The organism is Bacillus sp. XF8, assembly GCF_017498755.1.
Classification (GTDB): domain Bacteria; phylum Bacillota; class Bacilli; order Bacillales; family Bacillaceae_G; genus Bacillus_A; species Bacillus_A bingmayongensis.
Genome location: NZ_JAGDQK010000032.1, coordinates 99,527 through 119,586, shown reverse-complemented (window position 1 = coordinate 119,586; position 20,060 = coordinate 99,527). Strand labels below are relative to the sequence as shown.

The window sequence follows — 20,060 nt, the reverse complement described above, 5'->3', positions numbered from 1 at the left end:
AATAATTTCTTTATTAGCTCCTACTGTAACTACTTTTAAAGGTGCTAAATCTTTTTTGAAATATCTTCCTGAGTTTAGTTCAGCAATTAAATATCCATATTCCCAGTCTGACATTGTATTAAATACATAAAGATAAACTTTTTTTGTTTGCATCTAATAACACTCCAATCACAATTGATATAGCCTAGTATAATAAAACTTCCCTGACAACTAGCGTCAGGAAAAAGATCATAACGTTGTAAATCCGCATTTCCTAACGCAATCCCTATATTGTAAAACATTTCTATTTTTCCTTACACTAAAGAATATATTATTTGTATATTTTGATAAATATTTTTTTATTTAAATAATTCAAAATGTCGATACATCCATATTTTGTTATTTTTAGCACTATATTGTCCTGCTTGAATTAATAGTTGTACGAGTTCTTTTTTAGACAACTTCATGTATCTTGTTTTTGCATTCTTTATATTACGTTCCATACTAATACGTCGATAATCGATAGGATTAACTTCAATGGTACTCTTTTGAATAGGCTTGTTAGCATGTAATTTTTGTTTGTACGTCACAAGACTTTTCCAAAATATTCTAATTTTATTATACAAAAAATGATTGTTGTAGTAAATCTATTTTTTTGTTGTGGCAGTATATGAGGTCATATAGAGATCTTCCAAAATAAAAACACACCACTATCAAATAGTGATGTATCTCTTATTCATATAATGTGTAACATTGTATGAAAATATTGTTTTTATATCTACTATGATTAAAAACATTTATTTAGTTTTACGGATTATACCGTCTTTTCACTATGCATGTACTTGTTCCACATACTCCTGTAAATAATTCAACATTCTTTTCATTTCACGTTCTTTATAATGATTTAAGCAAGCGATTTGCATCCAGTTATTTTGTTGTAAATAGGATGACTCGTAATGGACGATGAATCCTTGCAATGCTAACGCGTCTCCTATTTCTTTAGAAGAGGATTCTTTATCTATTGCGATTGTAAGAATAATTGATGAAGCATATTCCTTAGGTGAAACAAGTCGCAATCCCATATCAGTAATAGCTTGTTCAATGAATGTGTACGTTTGATATATTCTCTTATATTCCTGCTCATCTTCAAATTTCTTTAATGCTTCTTGCAATGCATGAATTAAATTCCATGATTGAGAATATGGTACACTCCCGTTTTCTTCATATATTCCAACATCCATATACGCAGGTAAAATTTTATTGGGCATCACAATATGATTGTAAAATACAAAAGATAAGCCTGTATATGCTCCAATTGCTTTTCCGCTGACACCACTCGCAAAGTACACATCTTCTAAGGATAAAGATATTGCACCGATTGAACTAATGCAATCAACGCATAATTTGATACCATATTGTTTACTAACTCCAATTAATTCCTCTAAATCATTTAACATACCAGTCGATGTTTCATGATGAACAAACCATAGCCATTCATACGCTTGATGTTTCACTAATTCTTCTACTTCATTATACAAAAATGCCTTTCCTATTTCTCTTTCATATGTATCAAATGATAAATTCGCTCGAATTGCCTGCTGGACTAAGCGATTTCCAAACTCCCCATTTGTTAAAACCAATCCTCTCCCCTTTAACAGACTCAGTTGCATGGCGATCGTATCATTTGCTAATGTCCCTGTTCCAAGCATAATTTGCACGTTCTTTGCTTTTGTCATTTGCATTAATCGTTTTTTGACATTTTCCATCGTGACCTTAAATTGATTGGAACGATGTGAAATTGGATTTGTAAAAAATGCCTTCTGTACATTCTCTGCGATTTCTACAGGTCCAGGTAAAAATGTATATTCTTTCGTCACAAGACTTGCAATACTAGATTGCTCAAACATAGTCGGTGTAACATACATTGGCTGGAATGCTGCTTGTTCTGTTCCGACTAATTCATAAAACGGAAGAAACCCCATTTGCTTATATAACGCAAGTTCGCGTGTTGTTGCTGAAATAACTGCTAAATCATATCCGTTTAGAAGCAAATAGCGATGTAAAAATCGAATTAACCCTAATAAAGCCCTTCCATTTCGATATTCTTTCTCTATAGCTAATAATCGAATTTCATATATCTTATTGCCAACCTCTGGTAAATAGTCATCTAGATTAGGAATTTTATTATCTAAAGAAAATGGTCGTTTTTCTCGTATCGCAACCATTCCAGCTAGTTTTTTACCATCTAAACAAATTAAATACGTATTCTCTTCATGAAACGAATCAATACGAATGCGTTCTTCTGCTTGATCATGCTGCGGAATTTCTTCTACAAATGTTTTATAGTTTAGTTTATGTATACTTTCAAATTCCCAAGTTTGATCGGCGATTTTATAAATTAACCCCATGTTTTAATCTCCTTTATTTTCTATGTGCGTACAAAATCAATATAATAATGAAAATACTTAATGCAATCGCTACAATAGAGTAAGAATATACAATCATACAAAGTGGTAAACAAGCAATTGTGAATAAACCAGCCTTTGTAAAGTTCTTAAAAATCATATAAAATAAAATGAATATACAAACAAGAGTACACACTAACAAATAATCAAATACAAGTAAGCCACCAATAAATGTCGAAATACCTTTTCCACCTTCGCATTTAAAGAAAATTGGATATATATGCCCTATAATTACTGCTAGTAACGAAACTAATAGAAAAATAGAATCTTCAAATAACAGTCTTGCCATATACACAACAACTGCACCTTTAAACGCGTCTCCTAAAAATGTAGCAATAAAATATCCTTTTCCGTATAAACGCCCCATATTCCGCGCACCAGGGTTTCCACTACCAGCTTCTCGAATATCCATCCCGTATTTCCATTTTGTAATCATATATGCTGTTAATATGTTCCCAACCATATAAGCGCCTATTATATACAGAAACTGGTTCATGCTGATCATATAATCATTCACTTTCTAAGTAAAATATTTTACTATTTTCAATAAAGCCTCCAAGCGTACGATGCATATAAATAAGCGATAAAATAAAATATAAAACTCACTACCGTTGTAATCCCTATCAGTTTCCATCCCATTACACGTAAGGATTTATAATATTGCAGAATATATCCTGTTAAAAAGGCTACAAATACGCTTACGAGTACTATAACTTGTAGTTTATACCATGGAATCTTATCGATTTCTATAATAGATATAATATTTATAAATACTAGAAATAAGAAACTCGGAAATAGAATTCTAAATAGGAAAATCCCCATTTTAATCCCTAAACCCATACAACACCTCCTTTTTGTAAATAATACCAAATATTAACTTTTTAAACGAGACTACTATAGTGAATTCATTTAAAATAGAGATGATGAGATTTCACTTTTGATAAAATTTATTTTATTAATATGCTCCCCGCAGCATCTATGCCATCTAAAGATGTACCAGACAGACATTAAACCAACAATATACATAACAGCACCTCTATCTAGGTTTTACTAGAAAATAATTATATAAGTAAACAATGTACAAGCTACTAGAAATAATACAAATCTAAAAAACAATTGAATTTTTGACGAATATGTTCCATCTATAAAAGATAAAACGATTGTCAGCATAATACTTGCAGAAATACTCGTCACAATCCATATACTATGCATTTGTGATACGTCTAGCATTCTTAAAAAAGGGGTAAACAAAAGGTTTGAACAAATCACCCCAATTAGAAATAAAAACACACCTTTATAGCTAAACTTTATACTCATAGATTTCACCTTCTAATTTTTTGTTATGAAAAAAGTGAGATCATCGAAATGACCCCACTTTTTTAGTTACACATTTACTGTATCCTGATCACCATCACCGCTTTTTTCCACTTCAATCATATTTTTATCGTACATTTTAAAGAATGGCAGATAAATAAGGAATGAGATTGCTATATTAATGAAAACTAATACAACAGCTCTCCAATCTCCACCTGTCGCTAGATATGCACCAATTGGGGCTGGTAATGTCCACGGCGGCATAATATAAGTCGCCGTCACAAGCCCCATCGCAGTTGCGGTATAAGCAATCGTTGCGGTCACAAGTGGTGTAATAATAAAAGGAATAATTAAGATTGGATTTAATACGATTGGAAGTCCAAATATAACCGGCTCATTAATATTAAAAATACCAGGTACAATACACGTTCTTGACAGCGCTTTGGAATATTTTGATTTACCGAAGACAATCATGGCTAATACAAGCCCTAACGTCGCACCGGAGCCACCAATCCATATAAACCATTGGTATAATGGTTCTGGTGCAATGAAAGGAATGTTGCTTGCTCCACCAGCTACTGCCTCGGCATTTTTCCCGATATAAACTTCCCATAATGGACGCGCAACTGTCCCAACAACGGAAACACCGTGAATCCCAAAAGACCAGAAAAAGGTAATTAGAAACACCGGTAAAATAACTCCAAAATAACTATCGCCAGCTTTTACGAGTGGTGCAGCTAACTTATCAACGACATGATGTAAATCAATACTAAAAACAACAGTAATAATACTCATAATAATAATAACGAAAGCAGCAGGTATAAGTGCTTCAAAAGAACGAGACACAGACGGTGGTACTTGTTCTGGCATCTTAATCATTACATTTTTTGACTTGCAGAACCTTAAAATTTCAACTGACAAAATAGAAACAATCATGGTAACAAATAGTCCATGCCCTCCAAGGTTTGTCATTGGAAGCATAAATCCTTTCTTATCAATTAGTTCAGGTGTCAATGTAAGAAGTAAGGAACAGACTGCAAGTTGTGCTCCTGATAAGGCATCTAATTTATAACTTTTCGCTAAATTATATCCAATACCAAAAGCGATATAGAGGGACATAATAAACATCGTTAACCGATATGGAATTAAAATGCTCGCTTGATGCTTTGCTGCCCATAATGAAATAAAGCTATCCTTTGGGAGCGGTGGAAACGCTACTATTAAAAAGAAACTCCCGACGATAATAAAAGGTAATGCTGAAATAACACCATCACGAATTGCTTGTAAATGCCTTTGCTCGGAAAGCCTTGCCATTGGGCCAGATAAGTTATTCTCAAGAAACGAGACAAACTTATTCATACATCTCCCTCCTTAGCGAATTAATTCATTCACAGCTTTTAATAGCGTCGGTCCACCGAGTGGTGTATAAGCCTGCGGCGGGATTATACCACATGGAATAGACTGCTCATCTGCTATTTTTTTCACTGCATCAAATCTATGCCTTACTTGCGGAGCAACCATTACAACATCCCAACCATTTTTCACCTCTTCTTCCACTTCACTCGTACCAATTGCGTGTACGTCCATACTGATTCCTTTCTTCTCGGCTTCTTTTTTTAAAGCGTTTACAACAATTGAACTAGACATTCCTCCAGAACATACAAACAGAACCTTCATTTCATAATCCTCCTATATACTTTAAGTAATTTTCATCCTTTTTCAAGGACTGTCAAACCATCACTAAAAGGAAGTTTCACGTTATTAAAAATCATATGAGGAATAGAGACAAATTAGTTCTGGCAAAATGAAATTTCAGCAAAAATATTTTTTATATGAAATAGAAGTTTCAATATCTAACTTTCTCAATTGTGAATCTTACATTCACGTGATATAGTAGTCTCTATAATAGAATATGTAAGGAGGCGTACGATGATTTTTAGAAGATTATTGATGAGTTGTTGTAGCGTCATCTTGTTTATTCCTTTCCTGTTCATGCCCCTAAAGACTACACTTGCTGAAGTACCCACTACTTATCAAAAACAAGAATTACGTGCCGCATGGATTGCATCTGTGCTCAACATTGATTGGCCCTCTAAAACCGGCTTACCTATTGACAAGCAGAAACAAGAATTTATTAAACTACTAGATGATGTGAAAAACATAGGTATGAACGCAGTTGTTGTTCAAATTAAACCAACCGCCGATGCTTTTTATCCTTCCCAATATGGTCCTTGGTCCGAATATCTTACAGGCACCCAAGGCAAAGATCCTGGCTATGATCCACTCGCATTCATGGTTGAAGAAGCACATAAAAGAAATCTTGAATTTCATGCATGGTTTAATCCTTATCGAATAACCATGAACCACACTGATTTAAATCGATTAGCAGAAAATCATCCCGCTAAGCAACATCCCGATTGGGTGGTATCCTACGGCGGAAAACTATACTATAATCCTGGTATTCCAGAAGTGAAAAATTTTATAACTGATGGTGTACTAGAGGTTGTACAAAATTACGATATCGATGCTGTTCATATGGATGATTATTTTTATCCCTACAAAGTTGCTGGAGAAGAATTTCCTGATCAAAGCACATATGAAACATATAATAATGGGCGATTCTCTAACATTGAAGACTGGCGTCGTGACAATGTGAACCAACTTGTAAGCGGATTAAATACTGCTATTAAACAAGAAAAATCTTATGTCAAATTTGGAATTAGTCCATTTGGTGTATGGCGGAATATAGCTGATGATCCAACCGGTTCAAATACAACTGCTGGACAAAGAAATTATGATGACCTATATGCTAATACACGAGAATGGATCCAAAAAGGATATATTGACTATATTACTCCTCAAATTTATTGGAATATCGGTTTTACACCTGCAGCATATGACGTTTTACTAGATTGGTGGGTAAAAGAAACAGAAAACAAACCAATACACCTATATATTGGACAAGCTGCATATAAAATTAATAATAACTCTGTTCCCGCATGGTCAGACCCTGAAGAATACCCAAGACAAATTGCATTAAACCATCAATATTCACAAATAAAAGGCAGTATGCACTTTAGTCTAAAAGATATAAATAACAATCCATTAGGGATAAAAGATCGATTAAAAAATGATATTTACAAACACCCTGCATTAATTCCGTCAATGCCTTGGTTAGATCACGATCCACCTAAACACCCTACATTAAAAGGTGCCATTGCAAGAAATGATGGTGTTGCCTTAGGAATTATCGATGATAGAAATAATGACTCTACGTATTATGCTATCTATCGAGTGAACGGAAAAAATGAAATTGATATTCAAAAAGCAGAAAACTTACTTACTACTGTGCGAAAAACAAAACCTGGGGAAATTTATGTAGATAAGACGGCAGTATCTGGTGAGACGTATACGTATGTGGTGACTGCTATAGATCGCTTGCATAATGAAAGTATTCCTTCTGGCAAAACTATTATAAAAGCGAAGTAATAATAAAATCCCTCACTCTAAATGTGAGGGATTTTACTTTATGCATCTAAATAAACGATCCACATTCTCGACATCTTTTGATATCCAAAAGAAATACGATATAAAAACTTCATAAACTTGTTTTCCTGTTTATAATCTCTGTTCTTCTGACACTGAATAAAATAGCTCAAGGAATATTTTAATTTAGATACAAATAATAAACTGATTGAGAGAGCACTCGCTTGAATAAACAAAACTGAAATATATCTGAACCTTAGAAGTTCTGCAAAAACAGCAATACCCGTATGTATTATATAAACCACTGTAAATATTACATTTAAGATTAATAACGAACTATAAACAATATACATAACAGGCGAAAGCTTTTCTATATCTGAACTTAATTTCCAATATGAAAAACCACCTAAAATGAACAACAAAACAACAATAAAAATATGATCTGGAGCTAAAGAAGCATATTTTTATTGCATAAGGTTATTATATTCATATTTGTGTAAGGGCTGTCCTGCTTGTACGTCACTTAGATTTCCCATTATGCCTAGCCATAATATAAAATAGCTTATACAAATAGATATAAATTCCAATTTCTTAACTTGTAATACACTTGCGGTAATCTCTCCTTCTTGTGAAAAACTTTTCCAAATCCTTTCAATTGGGATAATAAATAATAATAATGCGAGAAACATAAAAATAATCATTAACACAATACGATGCTCTCCTTATCTTGATCTATTTTTCATAAGAAATATTTACTACTTTTTCAAATGTCCATGTAGCTCCAAAATCTTCTGATACAAATCTTGCCATCTTTCCTTTCCGATCCATTTCCCCTTCTTCTTGTGATACTAGTAACGTACCTTTTGCTCCAGCAAAAGTAGGAGGCATTACAGATGTAAAAACACTATGGTATTTATTTGGCAATTTAATATCTAACTTAGCCCATGTTTTCCCGCCATCTTCTGTACGATAAACATCAGGATCTCCACCTGAATCCTTAAATGTAATAAATCCAATTTGATCAGTAGCAAAACTTACTCCCGTCGCAAGAAATTGTGTAAGATCATATGTGCTTCCCATTTTCGTCCATGATTTCCCACCATTAGTTGTTTGATATACAATATTCGTTTCAAAGCTCATCGTCCTATCACCAGTTATAACAATATAACCATTCTCTTTTGAGGTGAACCCAATAAAACTAAGTCTTCGGTTATCAATATCATTCCCAACTGTTACAGTCTCCCATGTCTTTCCTTCATCATCAGACATAGTAACTTTTACCGGACTATGATGACCACCATGCACAAAAGCAGTCTTTGTCTTTGTAATATAATAGCTCCCTTCTTGCAATTCATCTTCATTTACTCGTCCATCTTCACGCATAAATTGATCAATACCAACAGGAACTTTTCTAAACGTTTTCTTTCCGTCATACGTCACCTTTAGATTCGAATTCTCAATCACATAATTTTTATCATGTTTCTTTACCTTTATATTTTCTATTTGACTATCATCTAGACCGTTCTCCCATTTTAAATTTTGGGGTGCCTTCTCTTTACTCAAAAATGTGTAAGTATACGGATTTACTTTATTGAAATTTATAATCCATTGATTATCTACAATTTTCCCTTCATTGTCAGTTGCATCCCACTCCGCATGATACTTATTCTTTTCTTGTAAAGATTCAACATTAAATTTAATTGCTACAGAATAATAGTTTTCTTCTTCTCTTACTAACATTTGATCCACTACTTGAGCTGAACCTTTCCACTTTTCATTTCCATTTTCTTCGCTAGACATTTTCGATACATACTTATCGAAAAGATCCCTCCCAATAAAAGCTAGGTTTGATCCAGTCGTCTGTACTTTTATCGTATTATCATCTATATTTTCATTATCATTCACACTATTATTCGTTTCATTTTCATCTTTATTTTCTTCTATCTTTTTTTCATCAATTTCATTGTTATTATCTTGTATTCCACTAGAATTTTCTTGCGTACTCTGTTCTTCATATGTTACATGCTTAGTACTTTTATCGTCATAATCTCCACGTGTATAATAAATCATTGTACAAAGAATTGTTAATTCTACAACAACTAATATAATAACAATTATTGTTTTCTCAAGACTATCTTTCTCTTTATCACTGTTTTTCTCAAAATGATTTTTCATTTTAAGTACCTCGTTTTGTATAATTTATACTTGTAAATAGAATACCAATATAACATTCTATATTTTACCATTTTTGAAATAGAAAATATAGAACATCTCCCTTTAAACTTTCAATTTCATCATGAAAATAATGTTCAATTAATATCGTTAATTAATACTAATCCTGATTACAAATATAATTTTTCTTTTTCACTTCTTCAAACACTACCAAAAACATTAACACCTAATGAAGTACTTCAAATTGAAAACTCATATAAAAAAATTAGGTACACGTAAGTTTGGATACAATTCAAATTAAATCTATGTTTAAACTACAAAATCCTCTTGAGTACATTACTCAAGAGGATTTCTTTTACTTATTCTTAAACTTCTCCTTCGCCGCTCTCATTTTCACATTCAAATCATGATCAATGGAGTCCCGAATATCACGCTCTACTGCTTCCATTTCTTTTTGGAAGTTTTGTAAGTAAACCTGTAATTCTTCTTCTTTTTCAGGACGTTGTGATGGTGGCAACTGTGCCACTAGTGACAACATATCGATTAAGTCTTTCATTAAGAACGTTTCAAGTTTGTGTTGTTGTTCAAACATGCGATGTTCTTGGTAATATGGTAGTGCGTTTAATACGGAAATTGTAATTTCATCCACTGTTTTTTGTAGTGACGGATTAACTGAGCGTTTATACACTTGAATTGTATTTAATGCATCTGGATAACGGTCATAAAAATACAATTTATAAAACGATAAATCCGTTGGCTTAGATGATTGTTGTGATTCCTGTCTTAAGAAATCTTTTACTTTCATCGCTGCTACATCGATATCTTCATTTGTCACTTTTTTCGTTGTTTTTGCCATAGCGTGTACTTTCTTCTGTTTATCCTTCGGTAACATAGAGAAGACTTGTTCTCTTGTACGTTGATTTGCTGTACAGAAAAGGGTATTAAATGCTTTTTGTTCCTTTTTCCCCTCAGTACGAATCCAACGATAAAAAAGTGGATGTTGCGTAAACTCTTGTAAAAATGGCGTTGATTTATTTGATAACTTTTCAATCGATTCATGTGCTCGTTTATACGGCTTCGCCCATGACAAGTAAAATTTTCGACCAAAATAAACAAGTAAAACGACAACTGTAAATCCTAGTAAAAGTAAAATCCCACCAATCATTAAAACAAATTCGAAGAAACCCATTTTTTCACCTCCTCTAACGCTTCTTTATTTCTTTGGACGCTGAATGAGCTTCTGCTTCATTTCATCATTAAATGTGTCAAGTTCAATAACAAACTTCTTACTAGATTCAATAATGCGCTCTGATGATTTCTCAGACGCTTCAATAGCCGCAAATACATTTTGGAATGATTCGCGCAATTTATCCATGCTGATTGCTGGATTTTCAAGCAGCTGCGTCGTTTCTTCTGTGTTTTGTTTTAAAGCCTGTGAGTTACTTAATACCATCGATTCAATTGCTTCATTAGTCGCATTAACTGCATCAATCGTCTTACGTTGATTTGTTAATGCTAGCTGAATCGCTGCCGAAACAGTAATAACGTTTTGCGTCATTGTAATTGCGTTACGAATTGCTTCTGTTAACTTTTCATTATTTTTCTTAATGATGTCTACAGATGCGATAGATTGCAATAATACACTTTTTGCTTGCTGCATATTTCGTGTACGTACAAGAATTTTTTCTAATGCATCATTAATTAATGGAATATCCTTTTGACGATCTGGATTTTGTTTTTCCGCTTCAAGCATGCCAGCAAGCTTTCGTCCTAGATACACCTGTTTATCTAGGGCATGAATTTTATCATGTGATTGCTCTTTTAACATTTCTAAACCAACTGTATCTTCTTGAAGGTTGTCACGCCCAATAAGTAATGCTCGTATTATTTCTTCAATTTGTTTATCTATGGATTGATATTTATGAACATATGTCTCAAGTGGATTTTTCTTAAAAACTTTAAACATAAATTTCTTCATACCCGATGCTTTTAGTGAATTAGGATCGAGCTCTGATACAACTTTACGTAACTCTAACAGTGTATTTGGAATTTCTTCATTCTTTCCATTCATCATCGCTGTTACAGGGCGTTTAAGTGCTGATAGTGTTTGTCCTGCGGCTTGCTGCTCTTTATCTCCTAAATCCCCAAGCTGGGATAATACTTTTGAAAGATCTGTATTTTGTTCACTATTTAACTTTTGTACATATAAATCAGCTTCTTTATTCAGTTCAACAAGTTCTTCATCTTTAATAACTGTATCAACAACCACTTCTACATTATCTTTTACTACTGATACAGGTTCTTTTTTCTCTAATTCAGTCAACAAAATCGCTCCTTTATTTATATGTGCGAATTTACTTGCACTATATTTGATACTCCATGTATTTTCCAGTTAAAATATCAAATTCAAAATAACCAAACTACGAATCCCCGCTTATGCAGTCATTCCCTGTTTCTTACCATAAGTATACCTGTTTCGTGCATTATTTTCCTCAGACTTAAGACCTAGAAGGCTACGTGCTGAAGGCGGATTCTTCACATGTTACATAGTTAATCGCTTAATAATTCGGCCCTCAATTTCATTTTGTCTACCTTCCCGTTCGGCTTCTTTGGTAAATATGATAGTACAGTCCAATTTCTTGGTTGCTTATATGATATTAATTTTTGGCGACACTCTTTCTGAATATCTACTAATTCTCGAGAAAACTCCTTAACGATAACAGCCTGTATAATTTCTCCACGATTCTCATCCTTTTCCGAAAACACTACTGCTTCTATAACCCCGGTGATTCCAAGTAATACATCCTCTATTTCGCCAGCGTACACAAAGCTCCCAGCAGCTTTTATAACGTCTCGGTCTCTACCTACTAAAACAATTTTTCCATCTTCTCTTTGGAAACCAATATCATGTGATGTTACCCAATCTTCTATGAAAGTAGCTTTTGTTTGCTCTTCATTTTCAATATATCCTTCAAAAGCCTGACCGGATCGAACAAATAATTTCCCAAAGTTTTCATTATTAGTTACTACTCGTTCTTTTTTCTCATTAAAGAAAGCAATCTCAACATCTGAGAATGGTACTCCGACTGTTTCAGGTGCAGTTCTTGCATCTTCTGATGTTAATAGTGAAACATATCCCATTTCCGATGATCCATAATATTCATACAAAAATGATTTAGAAAAACATTCCTCAAATTTTTGTCTTTGTATAGGCGATAATTTTGTCCCAACTGAAATCATACACCCAGGCATCATTTCCTGCACACTTCGTTTTTGCTTTGCATGGCGAATTAAAGGCTCAATTAAAGCTGGTGTGATAGAAGCACATGATCCGTTTGCTTTTAAAAAGGTCTCTGGTGTGAATTTAGATAATAAAACAATCTCAGCTCCTATAGCTAATGCATGCAGTGCTGAATATAGCTGGGCTGAATAAGATAAATGTAACGGAACTACTACACGATCGTTTTCAGTTAGTGAAAATGCCTTACTCCATCCTTCAAAACTACAAGTCCATGATCGATGACTTTTAACAAAACCTTTAGGTGTACCGGTTGAACCTGAAGTATAACCAAAGAAGTATAACTCATCCTTACTACTCACATGTTTAAAAGGAAATGAGATGGTATTATGCTCAATTGTTTGACATAAAGTCTCTTTGGATGTGATAATCCAATTAGGCTCCGTATTACTTATAATTCCTTGCCATTCAATTTCTGTAACGTCTGGATGAACCGGCATTATTATTCCACCAATTTTCGAAACCGCAAGCGCATCTTGAATCCATTCCATACAATTTTCTAACTTAATAATAAAAATATGCCCTGGTAGCGCTCCGTCTTGTATAAGAGCTGATGCACGATTTGAAACACATTTCGCCAATGCTTTGTAAGTCCATCTATTATGTTGTTCCGAAAGCGCGACGCGGTCAGGATATTTTTGCGCCTGTTCATAGAAATAAGAATGTATACGCATTTTTTATTAAATCTCCTTGTTGAGTGTGACTGTATCTCTTCATTTTTTTCGTGCTACAAACGCTCCTTTTTGAAAAGCTAGTAACACAGTTTCAAACATCTCTTCTTCTTCAATCATCTGAATAAATTCTGCTAACTCTTCTGTATGTGAAATTGCATTGTCAATTACTAGAAATCCTTTAGGCTCTAATATTCGTTTTATATTTTCCCACCACCACATGTATTGTGTACGCTCTGAGTCTAAGAAAATAAAGTCAAACGAACGATTAACTTGTGCATCTAAAAATGCACCAGCTTCCTGGTTATGAATATCAATGCGATGTCTAAGACTTGCTTTTTCGAAATTCACAAGCGCCTCTGCAACACGTTCCGAAGAAAGTTCCACAGTTGTAACGATTCCTTTTGTTTCTTGCGCAGCATTCGCAAGCCATATTGTGGAGTATCCATTCGATGTCCCGATTTCTAATATTCTTTGAGCACTACATCCTTTCAACAAAATGGATAAAAATTGTCCCATTTCTCGAGAAATATTTCTTAATCTTTCTTCTCGTTTTTCTTTTGTACGATCATAGTCTTTTCCATATTTTTCAAGTTCTAACAACAATGATTCTATATGATGCATTTTATTCATCGCCTTTCCAAGCAAATTTACTACATGATCAAAATTGATGAGAAACTTGATTATGTTTGTCTACTTTTCATTATATGCTAAACGAATAAGTTTTTCCTGTTATAAGACAAAGAATTGAATTTTTTTGTAGCATATTGTTTTGTTTTTTGATAAAGTTAATTTCTACGTGTAATCATTCCATTCACATTATTTTACAATCAAAATGCAATTATAAAATCATTTTTAATCGGTATTTCACATTAAAAAAGCGCCCTTTTGGGACGCATTTTCTTTTGTTTATAACTGTAAGTAAGAAAGGATGCTTTAAACATGAACGTGATTAATTTAGAAGCTGCTAGAAAACGTAAGCAGCATAAAAAGCGAATGATAACTATACCGATTATTAAGCGTATTTACGAAGAGGACGGAGAAATCAAGTTCGAGGTATTAGGTGAAAAGGATGTTCCTCTTGAAATGTTAGAGAAATAAATCATATAATCCCAAATTAAGGACGCATTTCTGTGGAAATGCGTCCTTTTCATTCTATGCATTCTGATTTAAATGCATAAGCTTATCTGGATTCGCCATCATGTAAATAGATGATATTTTTCCCTCTTTAAATTCAAATGAAATTACATACACAGCGCGATTATTTTTACTAACAATAATACCCGGAACACCATTTACCATTTTAAATGTGATGGAATGTTCTTCTGATAACTTTTTAGTAATTCCTAAGAATAAGCGTGCAATTCGTTCCGAAGTGTAAATTGGTTTAAGGGCCGTTGTAACCTTCCCTCCGCCGTCCGATTTAAATATCGCATCTGTTTTTAAGATTTCTAGCATTGCTTGCACATCTCCTTGCTGCAAAGATGCAACAAACTGTTCAACATATGCAGCCATCTGCTTTGTACTAAATTTTGAAGCTTTTGGTTTATCTATTAAACTCTTCCTTGCCCGATGATAAATTTGCCGACAATTTGTACTGCTTTTATCAACAATTGAAGCAATTTCATCATACCCGTAGCAAAAAACCTCTCTTAATATGAAGACGGCACGTTCAACTTCAGTAAGTTGTTGCAAAAGCAAAAGATACGCTGTAGAAATAGACTCCTTCATTATATATGTCATTGAAGGATCATCATTTTCTTCAACAAGTGGTTCAGGTAACCACGTGCCAACATAAACATCTCGTTTATGAGCTGCTGAACGCAATTTATCGATTGTACGATTCGTGACCATCTTGCATAAATACGCTTTTATATTATCAACTGAATCTAGATCTTCTATTTGACTTAAGGAAAGAAATGTATCATGAACAATATCTTCAGCATCCATAACACTCCCAAGCATACGGTAGGCTAACGAAAATAATAAAGGTTTATATGCTTGATACAATTGTTCAGTTTCCACACTCACATAACCTTCTTTCAATTTGTGACTTTACCTCGTTCTAGAATTTGTAGTGCTGCTCGTTTACCGCTAGAAACCGCAGCATCAGCTAATAATTCATTATGTCCAGCCCAATCTCCTGCAACATATATCCCAGGCATTTCAGGAACAATAGGACCTGGATTTTCAGTACGACCAATATGAGGGAAATCATATACAACTGTTATTTTAGGTAAATATTGCTTTACAACTAACTCCCGTTGCCACTCTGGATGTAATAAATCCATTGTATGTTCTAACAAAATTTTATCGTCATTAGAATCATTAACCTGTAATGTAGGATTATGATATTTTATCAATCCCACGACTACCGCTCCATCATCACTTAACTTAGCGGCTCTCGATTGATTCGTAAAAAATACAGGTTGATCTAATCCTAAAGCAAATTGATGTGATGGATTGGACAATCTTCTTAAACCTAGATCTAACGAAGCAACTGTTACTGGCACGGATTGTTCTTTCCATATATGCAGCGCTGTATCTTTAGCACCCTTTACAATTTTATAAGCCTCTTTTGGTGGTATAGTAATGACAACCGTAGAGACTTCAAATATTTCATCACCAGAACAGCGAATTCTTTGAAAATCATCACAGTGTTCGATTTCAACTACATTTTTACTAGCCATAAATTGAACTCCAGCATTTGTAGCTTCGTCTCTTAGTTTTGTTATAATTGTCTCCCACCCACCATCTACATAAAAGACTCCTTCTTTCATTGATCTTTGTATTTGTTTTAGTACAGAAGATGCTAGTTGTATTGTCGGAGCATATGTGTAGGTTGTTGTTCGGCATAATGCATAAAACATATTTCTTACCATGGGATCTTTAATTTCTTTTTCTGCCCATACACTCAGACTCATTTTAGGAATTGTATTCAAATCTAATTTCCCTAGCCTTAACATCAAATGAGAAAATTGTATTTTAGCAGACCATGAAAGTAATGGCGTAGATAAGATTGACCGAAAATCTGTCGGCACTGCATACACATCATTTTTCCATATACCATGCGCACTAGTTGAAGGTATTCCTCCTGGAATCTGGATCACCAGTTCCTCAAAAATTGATAGTGCTTCTCCCCCGCGATATAAAGCGTGTGCCCCAAGATTCATAAGAATGCCGTTTTTATTCGTAGTTATTGCTCTTCCGCCAAAGCAATTTGCTTTTTCTAATACTACAACTTTTTTTCCTTCCCTAGATAAATAAATCGAGGCTGTTAATCCAGCAAGTCCCCCGCCAATAATTGCAACATTAAAATTCTCCATATAAATTCCCTCCTTATTGTTCTACACACAAGACGGCTGACAGAGGGGGAATGTGACATTGTTAGAGAATTATTTTTTGATAAACAGAAAAAGACCCTTTATTTCATATTTAAGGGTCTTTTATTTACATAATATTATTACCACCAACTTACATGAGAGGTAGTCTTCATTGGGACCGGGTTCCAACTTTGTTGTATTGTTTGCCATGATTTGAGCGTTCCATCTTTATTTTTAATAAACGCTTTAAATTCTATATTTCTCTCAGCTGGCAACACAACATTGCCCCTCCAGTCATTATTATCAGAATCATAATACAATTGAATTGGATACTGTTTCGTGTCCCATTGTCCTAATTCCGCACGATTCCCAGTAATATAAACAGTATCTCCTAATGTTGTAGGAACATTTTTTACTACAATCGTTTGCATGACTGGGGTCACACCTAATAAGTTTTTAAATTTCCCCATCAATGAATTGTTATATATGACATCTTGATAACGAAGTAAAGTAAATCCAGCAAAATTATAATTAAAGGCCATTTCTGCAACTTTGTTATACTCTGTCTCATTTCCTATACTTAAAGCATTTTCACCATTTAATACAACCCCTTTTTGATTAGCCAATGTCGCAATTTCTTGTACTAATGTTCTAGGCATTGAATATTCTGGATAACTACCCTTGTCTGTCATTTCTAAACAAGTAAATGTTACATCTAACTTTGCGCTTTTGAAAGCATCAAGTAAATGGCTATAATCATTATATCCCGCTGGCCTTTCTGCTCCGTGAGGTATAACTGGATTATTATATTGCCAATGTACTCCTGCAATCTTTGCGCCGATTGGTACTTGGAAACTTGGATCAAAAGCATTGTGTGCCAATTCGCCTATTAATTTTGTATGACTTTCTAAAACACCTTGATACCAATCTAAATAATCTTTTCCATACGAAGAATTATATCCATTCTTAAGAAACAGTTCCCCATCACTTGGTGGTAAAATTTCTGAAAAAGAAGTAAGTTTTGTACTCCACGCTTTATTCACTTCATTTAAGGAATCATATTTGTTTATTACCCAGGAACGGAATTTTGATTTTGCAGATTCTGTATACGCTTGAAATTTTCCACGTGATGGATAACCGCTTCCATCAGCAGATGTGTATGAAGGATATCTCAGCTCTCCAGCTGGTCCCCCAGATAAATATATTTTTGCGATTACATCCTTATAGGGTTTCATAGCTTCTGCGAATGCTGTATATAGTTCACCATATTCCTTTTGAATTACATCTGAAGCAAGTGGATTCAATGTTTCTTTATTAACGGTTCCGGTTTCAGATTTAAAGTAAAGACTATCATCATTCTTTTGATTCCAAACCCATGAAGGAATTGGTGCATTGCAATCATCTCCAACATTTCCACCACACTGATGTGTAGAAATAATAGGAATCATTTTCATACCTGCATTTCTTACCGATTGAGCAAAACGCTGTGCGTATGAAAAATCAAATTGTTGATCTCCGTTCTTTTCCATATCTCCCCACCAAAAATCAACGGTAATCGCATAAAAACCATTTTGTTTTGCCCACCTTAAATCATTTTCAAATGTCTCCCAATTTGTTACTTCCGGAATCTTTTTTAATGGTGCCATTAAATATGCTTTGTAATCCAGATTCATTCCTTTTCCATTTACAGCTGCAAAACTAGTTTGTGGAATTAATAATGATACAAATAACATCACGATAGACAAAACAACAATACAACAATATTGAAACTGATTTTTCATCGCTTCTCTCCTCTTTAATTTAGAATTTTTTTGTGTATCCGTTTTCATTATAAGACAAAAAGCGCAATCGTTTGCATGAAATATTGCATATTTTTAAACTAAAATAAACAAGCTAGATTAATTAACTTGTTTATTTTAAAATTAGACTACAGATTATTCACTTTTATATAAAAATATCATTTCTCATTTTACTGAACTTGTTACACTGCTTTTATAATATTTCACTAAAATATCAAGAAACCCTTTTACCAAGAATAATTAAATCCCTTTCAACCCCATCTAATTCTGCAACATTAGGCAAATGCGCCCACTTTTCAAAATCAAAACAAGAAAATAATTGAAGACTAGCTTTATTATGAGCAAATATAAATGCTAACAATGTTTTAATCTTGAGCTTCGGACAAGTATCTAACACTTTATGTAGTATATGTTTACCTATCCCCCTACCTCTATAAATTTGATGAATGTATATACTTATTTCAGCCGTCCCATTATAAGCAGGTCGACCGTAAAAGGATTGGAAACTAACCCAGCCGCATATCTCTCCTTGAGATTCTATTACCCATAAAGGTCTAAAAGAAGGTGAATGTTCATTAAACCATTGTTCCTTACTCGTAACAGTAACAAGTTCTGTATCAGCAGTTACCATTCTACTTGAAATAGTTGAATTATATATATCCACAACACTAGATAAATCACTAATTTTAGCATCTCTAATCTTAATATCTTCTTTCATAAACAACCCATCCCCCCCTAGTAAATATACTATTTTTTCATATATTAACTGAATTCTTACATACAATTCAAACTTGAATTGTAATAAATCTAATGTTTTTTCCTTTTCTCTCAACTATTTACGTATCATATTTATTCTTTCACTCTAGAATCAAAAAACAATCTGAATTCCTCTGTCATTAAAAAAATAACTAGGTATTTATGCCTAGTTATTTTTTTATGAAGTCCCAACTTCAGCTTTTCTCTAATTTTTTACGAATCTATCATATTGCATCCGAAAAAGTTCAATGACAAACGGAAGATCCTCTTCGCTTTTTATGTGATAACTAATCCATCCTGATTCAGGTAATACATGATGCGGACGTGCTAATCCTTGATTTATTAATTCATCCCGTTTTGACTTTGGAAATGGAAGGTCAGCTAATTTGTCGCCATGAAGATGGCCTAATTCTTTATTTTTATAATTTAATTCGACCCCACCAAATCGATGAGGTTTTTCAGTTACACCTTCCCAGCTTAAAACTTCTTTTCTAATCATTTCACTAAATGACATAACATTCACTCCTTCATTATTTAAATGTAACATTAAGATACCTCTTTTCATTAAAAGTTACATTACACAAAAGTATGAATGTATTTACGAAAATCGTTTGATATTTCCTATACACATTGATTTATCCCGCATTAACGGGCAGTAAGACCCCACCTCAAGATTCAGAGAGAAACGAGGAAGATAGGTGGGGGATGAAGCCCCCCACCACTGATGGAAGTTTCACTTTATCATTGGTTAAAGTGAAACTTCCAAAGATTTCAAAGTAAGAGCCCATTCCATTATG

20 protein-coding genes and 2 pseudogenes are annotated in these 20,060 nt (G+C 33.7%); 2 read left to right on the top strand and 20 right to left on the bottom strand.

Annotated elements, in window-relative coordinates:
* The 8 genes and pseudogenes from J4P91_RS19170 to J4P91_RS19135 form a co-directional block, all read right to left on the bottom strand.
* Nucleotides 1–153, bottom strand: a pseudogene (locus tag J4P91_RS19170) (glutamine amidotransferase); the annotation flags it as partial.
* Between the two features lie 185 nt (nucleotides 154–338).
* Nucleotides 339–569, bottom strand: coding sequence for a hypothetical protein (locus J4P91_RS19165; RefSeq protein ID WP_243763914.1), 231 nt, complete (start codon nucleotides 567–569; stop codon nucleotides 339–341).
* A gap of 240 nt (nucleotides 570–809) precedes the next feature.
* Nucleotides 810–2,387 (bottom strand): aminotransferase class V-fold PLP-dependent enzyme, encoded by a 1,578-nt coding sequence (locus J4P91_RS19160; protein ID WP_207995416.1) that lies wholly within the window; start codon nucleotides 2,385–2,387, stop codon nucleotides 810–812.
* Between the two features lie 13 nt (nucleotides 2,388–2,400).
* On the bottom strand, nucleotides 2,401–2,949 hold the full coding sequence (plsY, locus tag J4P91_RS19155) for a glycerol-3-phosphate 1-O-acyltransferase PlsY (protein WP_207995415.1): 549 nt from the start codon (nucleotides 2,947–2,949) through the stop codon (nucleotides 2,401–2,403).
* Nucleotides 2,950–2,987: 38 nt separating this feature from the next.
* Nucleotides 2,988–3,284, bottom strand: coding sequence for a hypothetical protein (locus tag J4P91_RS19150; RefSeq protein WP_207995414.1), 297 nt, complete (start codon nucleotides 3,282–3,284; stop codon nucleotides 2,988–2,990).
* A gap of 210 nt (nucleotides 3,285–3,494) precedes the next feature.
* Nucleotides 3,495–3,761 carry a hypothetical protein gene (locus J4P91_RS19145; RefSeq protein WP_207995413.1) on the bottom strand — a complete coding sequence of 89 codons (267 nt, stop codon included), beginning with the start codon at nucleotides 3,759–3,761 and terminating at the stop codon, nucleotides 3,495–3,497.
* Between the two features lie 66 nt (nucleotides 3,762–3,827).
* Nucleotides 3,828–5,117: a PTS sugar transporter subunit IIC gene (locus J4P91_RS19140; RefSeq protein WP_207995412.1), complete on the bottom strand. Its 1,290-nt coding sequence runs from the start codon at nucleotides 5,115–5,117 to the stop codon at nucleotides 3,828–3,830.
* 12 nt (nucleotides 5,118–5,129) lie between these two features.
* Nucleotides 5,130–5,435 (bottom strand): PTS sugar transporter subunit IIB, encoded by a 306-nt coding sequence (locus tag J4P91_RS19135; RefSeq protein ID WP_207995411.1) that lies wholly within the window; start codon nucleotides 5,433–5,435, stop codon nucleotides 5,130–5,132.
* Nucleotides 5,436–5,687: 252 nt separating this feature from the next.
* Here J4P91_RS19135 and J4P91_RS19130 point away from each other — a divergent pair, with 252 nt between their 5' ends.
* Nucleotides 5,688–7,247 (top strand): glycoside hydrolase family 10-like protein, encoded by a 1,560-nt coding sequence (locus tag J4P91_RS19130; protein WP_207995410.1) that lies wholly within the window; start codon nucleotides 5,688–5,690, stop codon nucleotides 7,245–7,247.
* 38 nt (nucleotides 7,248–7,285) lie between these two features.
* Here the strand turns inward: J4P91_RS19130 and J4P91_RS29755 are convergent.
* The 7 genes and pseudogenes from J4P91_RS29755 to J4P91_RS19100 form a co-directional block, all read right to left on the bottom strand.
* Nucleotides 7,286–7,693 (bottom strand): annotated as a pseudogene (locus J4P91_RS29755) (DUF6688 domain-containing protein); the annotation flags it as partial.
* Between the two features lie 15 nt (nucleotides 7,694–7,708).
* Nucleotides 7,709–7,951: a hypothetical protein gene (locus J4P91_RS19125; protein ID WP_207995409.1), complete on the bottom strand. Its 243-nt coding sequence runs from the start codon at nucleotides 7,949–7,951 to the stop codon at nucleotides 7,709–7,711.
* Between the two features lie 25 nt (nucleotides 7,952–7,976).
* Entirely contained in the window at nucleotides 7,977–9,419 is a 1,443-nt protein-coding gene (locus J4P91_RS19120) for a WD40/YVTN/BNR-like repeat-containing protein (protein ID WP_207995408.1), read from the bottom strand.
* A gap of 352 nt (nucleotides 9,420–9,771) precedes the next feature.
* Entirely contained in the window at nucleotides 9,772–10,605 is an 834-nt protein-coding gene (locus tag J4P91_RS19115; RefSeq protein ID WP_207995407.1) for a DUF3974 domain-containing protein, read from the bottom strand.
* 24 nt (nucleotides 10,606–10,629) lie between these two features.
* Nucleotides 10,630–11,739 (bottom strand): toxic anion resistance protein, encoded by a 1,110-nt coding sequence (locus J4P91_RS19110; protein ID WP_207995406.1) that lies wholly within the window; start codon nucleotides 11,737–11,739, stop codon nucleotides 10,630–10,632.
* A 227-nt stretch (nucleotides 11,740–11,966) separates the two neighbouring features.
* Nucleotides 11,967–13,388: a class I adenylate-forming enzyme family protein gene (locus J4P91_RS19105; protein ID WP_207995405.1), complete on the bottom strand. Its 1,422-nt coding sequence runs from the start codon at nucleotides 13,386–13,388 to the stop codon at nucleotides 11,967–11,969.
* A gap of 39 nt (nucleotides 13,389–13,427) precedes the next feature.
* The gene (locus tag J4P91_RS19100) at nucleotides 13,428–14,009 is read right to left on the bottom strand and encodes an O-methyltransferase (protein WP_207995404.1); all 582 of its coding nucleotides are present in this window, start codon (nucleotides 14,007–14,009) and stop codon (nucleotides 13,428–13,430) included.
* A 318-nt stretch (nucleotides 14,010–14,327) separates the two neighbouring features.
* Between J4P91_RS19100 and J4P91_RS19095 the strand changes: the two genes are divergently transcribed.
* A complete protein-coding gene (locus J4P91_RS19095) occupies nucleotides 14,328–14,486 on the top strand; it encodes a hypothetical protein (RefSeq protein WP_017149532.1) in 159 nt (52 codons plus the stop codon).
* A 54-nt stretch (nucleotides 14,487–14,540) separates the two neighbouring features.
* On the opposite strand, the gene J4P91_RS19090 is transcribed toward J4P91_RS19095, so the two are convergent.
* From J4P91_RS19090 to J4P91_RS19070, 5 genes are all read right to left on the bottom strand, one after another.
* The gene (locus J4P91_RS19090; RefSeq protein ID WP_207995403.1) at nucleotides 14,541–15,410 is read right to left on the bottom strand and encodes an RNA polymerase sigma-70 factor; all 870 of its coding nucleotides are present in this window, start codon (nucleotides 15,408–15,410) and stop codon (nucleotides 14,541–14,543) included.
* Nucleotides 15,411–15,427: 17 nt separating this feature from the next.
* Nucleotides 15,428–16,711, bottom strand: coding sequence for a phytoene desaturase family protein (locus J4P91_RS19085; protein ID WP_207995402.1), 1,284 nt, complete (start codon nucleotides 16,709–16,711; stop codon nucleotides 15,428–15,430).
* Between the two features lie 137 nt (nucleotides 16,712–16,848).
* On the bottom strand, nucleotides 16,849–18,489 hold the full coding sequence (locus J4P91_RS19080) for a family 14 glycosylhydrolase (RefSeq protein ID WP_207995401.1): 1,641 nt from the start codon (nucleotides 18,487–18,489) through the stop codon (nucleotides 16,849–16,851).
* 232 nt (nucleotides 18,490–18,721) lie between these two features.
* Entirely contained in the window at nucleotides 18,722–19,225 is a 504-nt protein-coding gene (locus J4P91_RS19075) for a GNAT family N-acetyltransferase (RefSeq protein ID WP_207995400.1), read from the bottom strand.
* 243 nt (nucleotides 19,226–19,468) lie between these two features.
* Nucleotides 19,469–19,777 carry a luciferase domain-containing protein gene (locus J4P91_RS19070; protein ID WP_207995420.1) on the bottom strand — a complete coding sequence of 103 codons (309 nt, stop codon included), beginning with the start codon at nucleotides 19,775–19,777 and terminating at the stop codon, nucleotides 19,469–19,471.
* Between the last annotated feature and the right edge of the window lie 283 nt (nucleotides 19,778–20,060).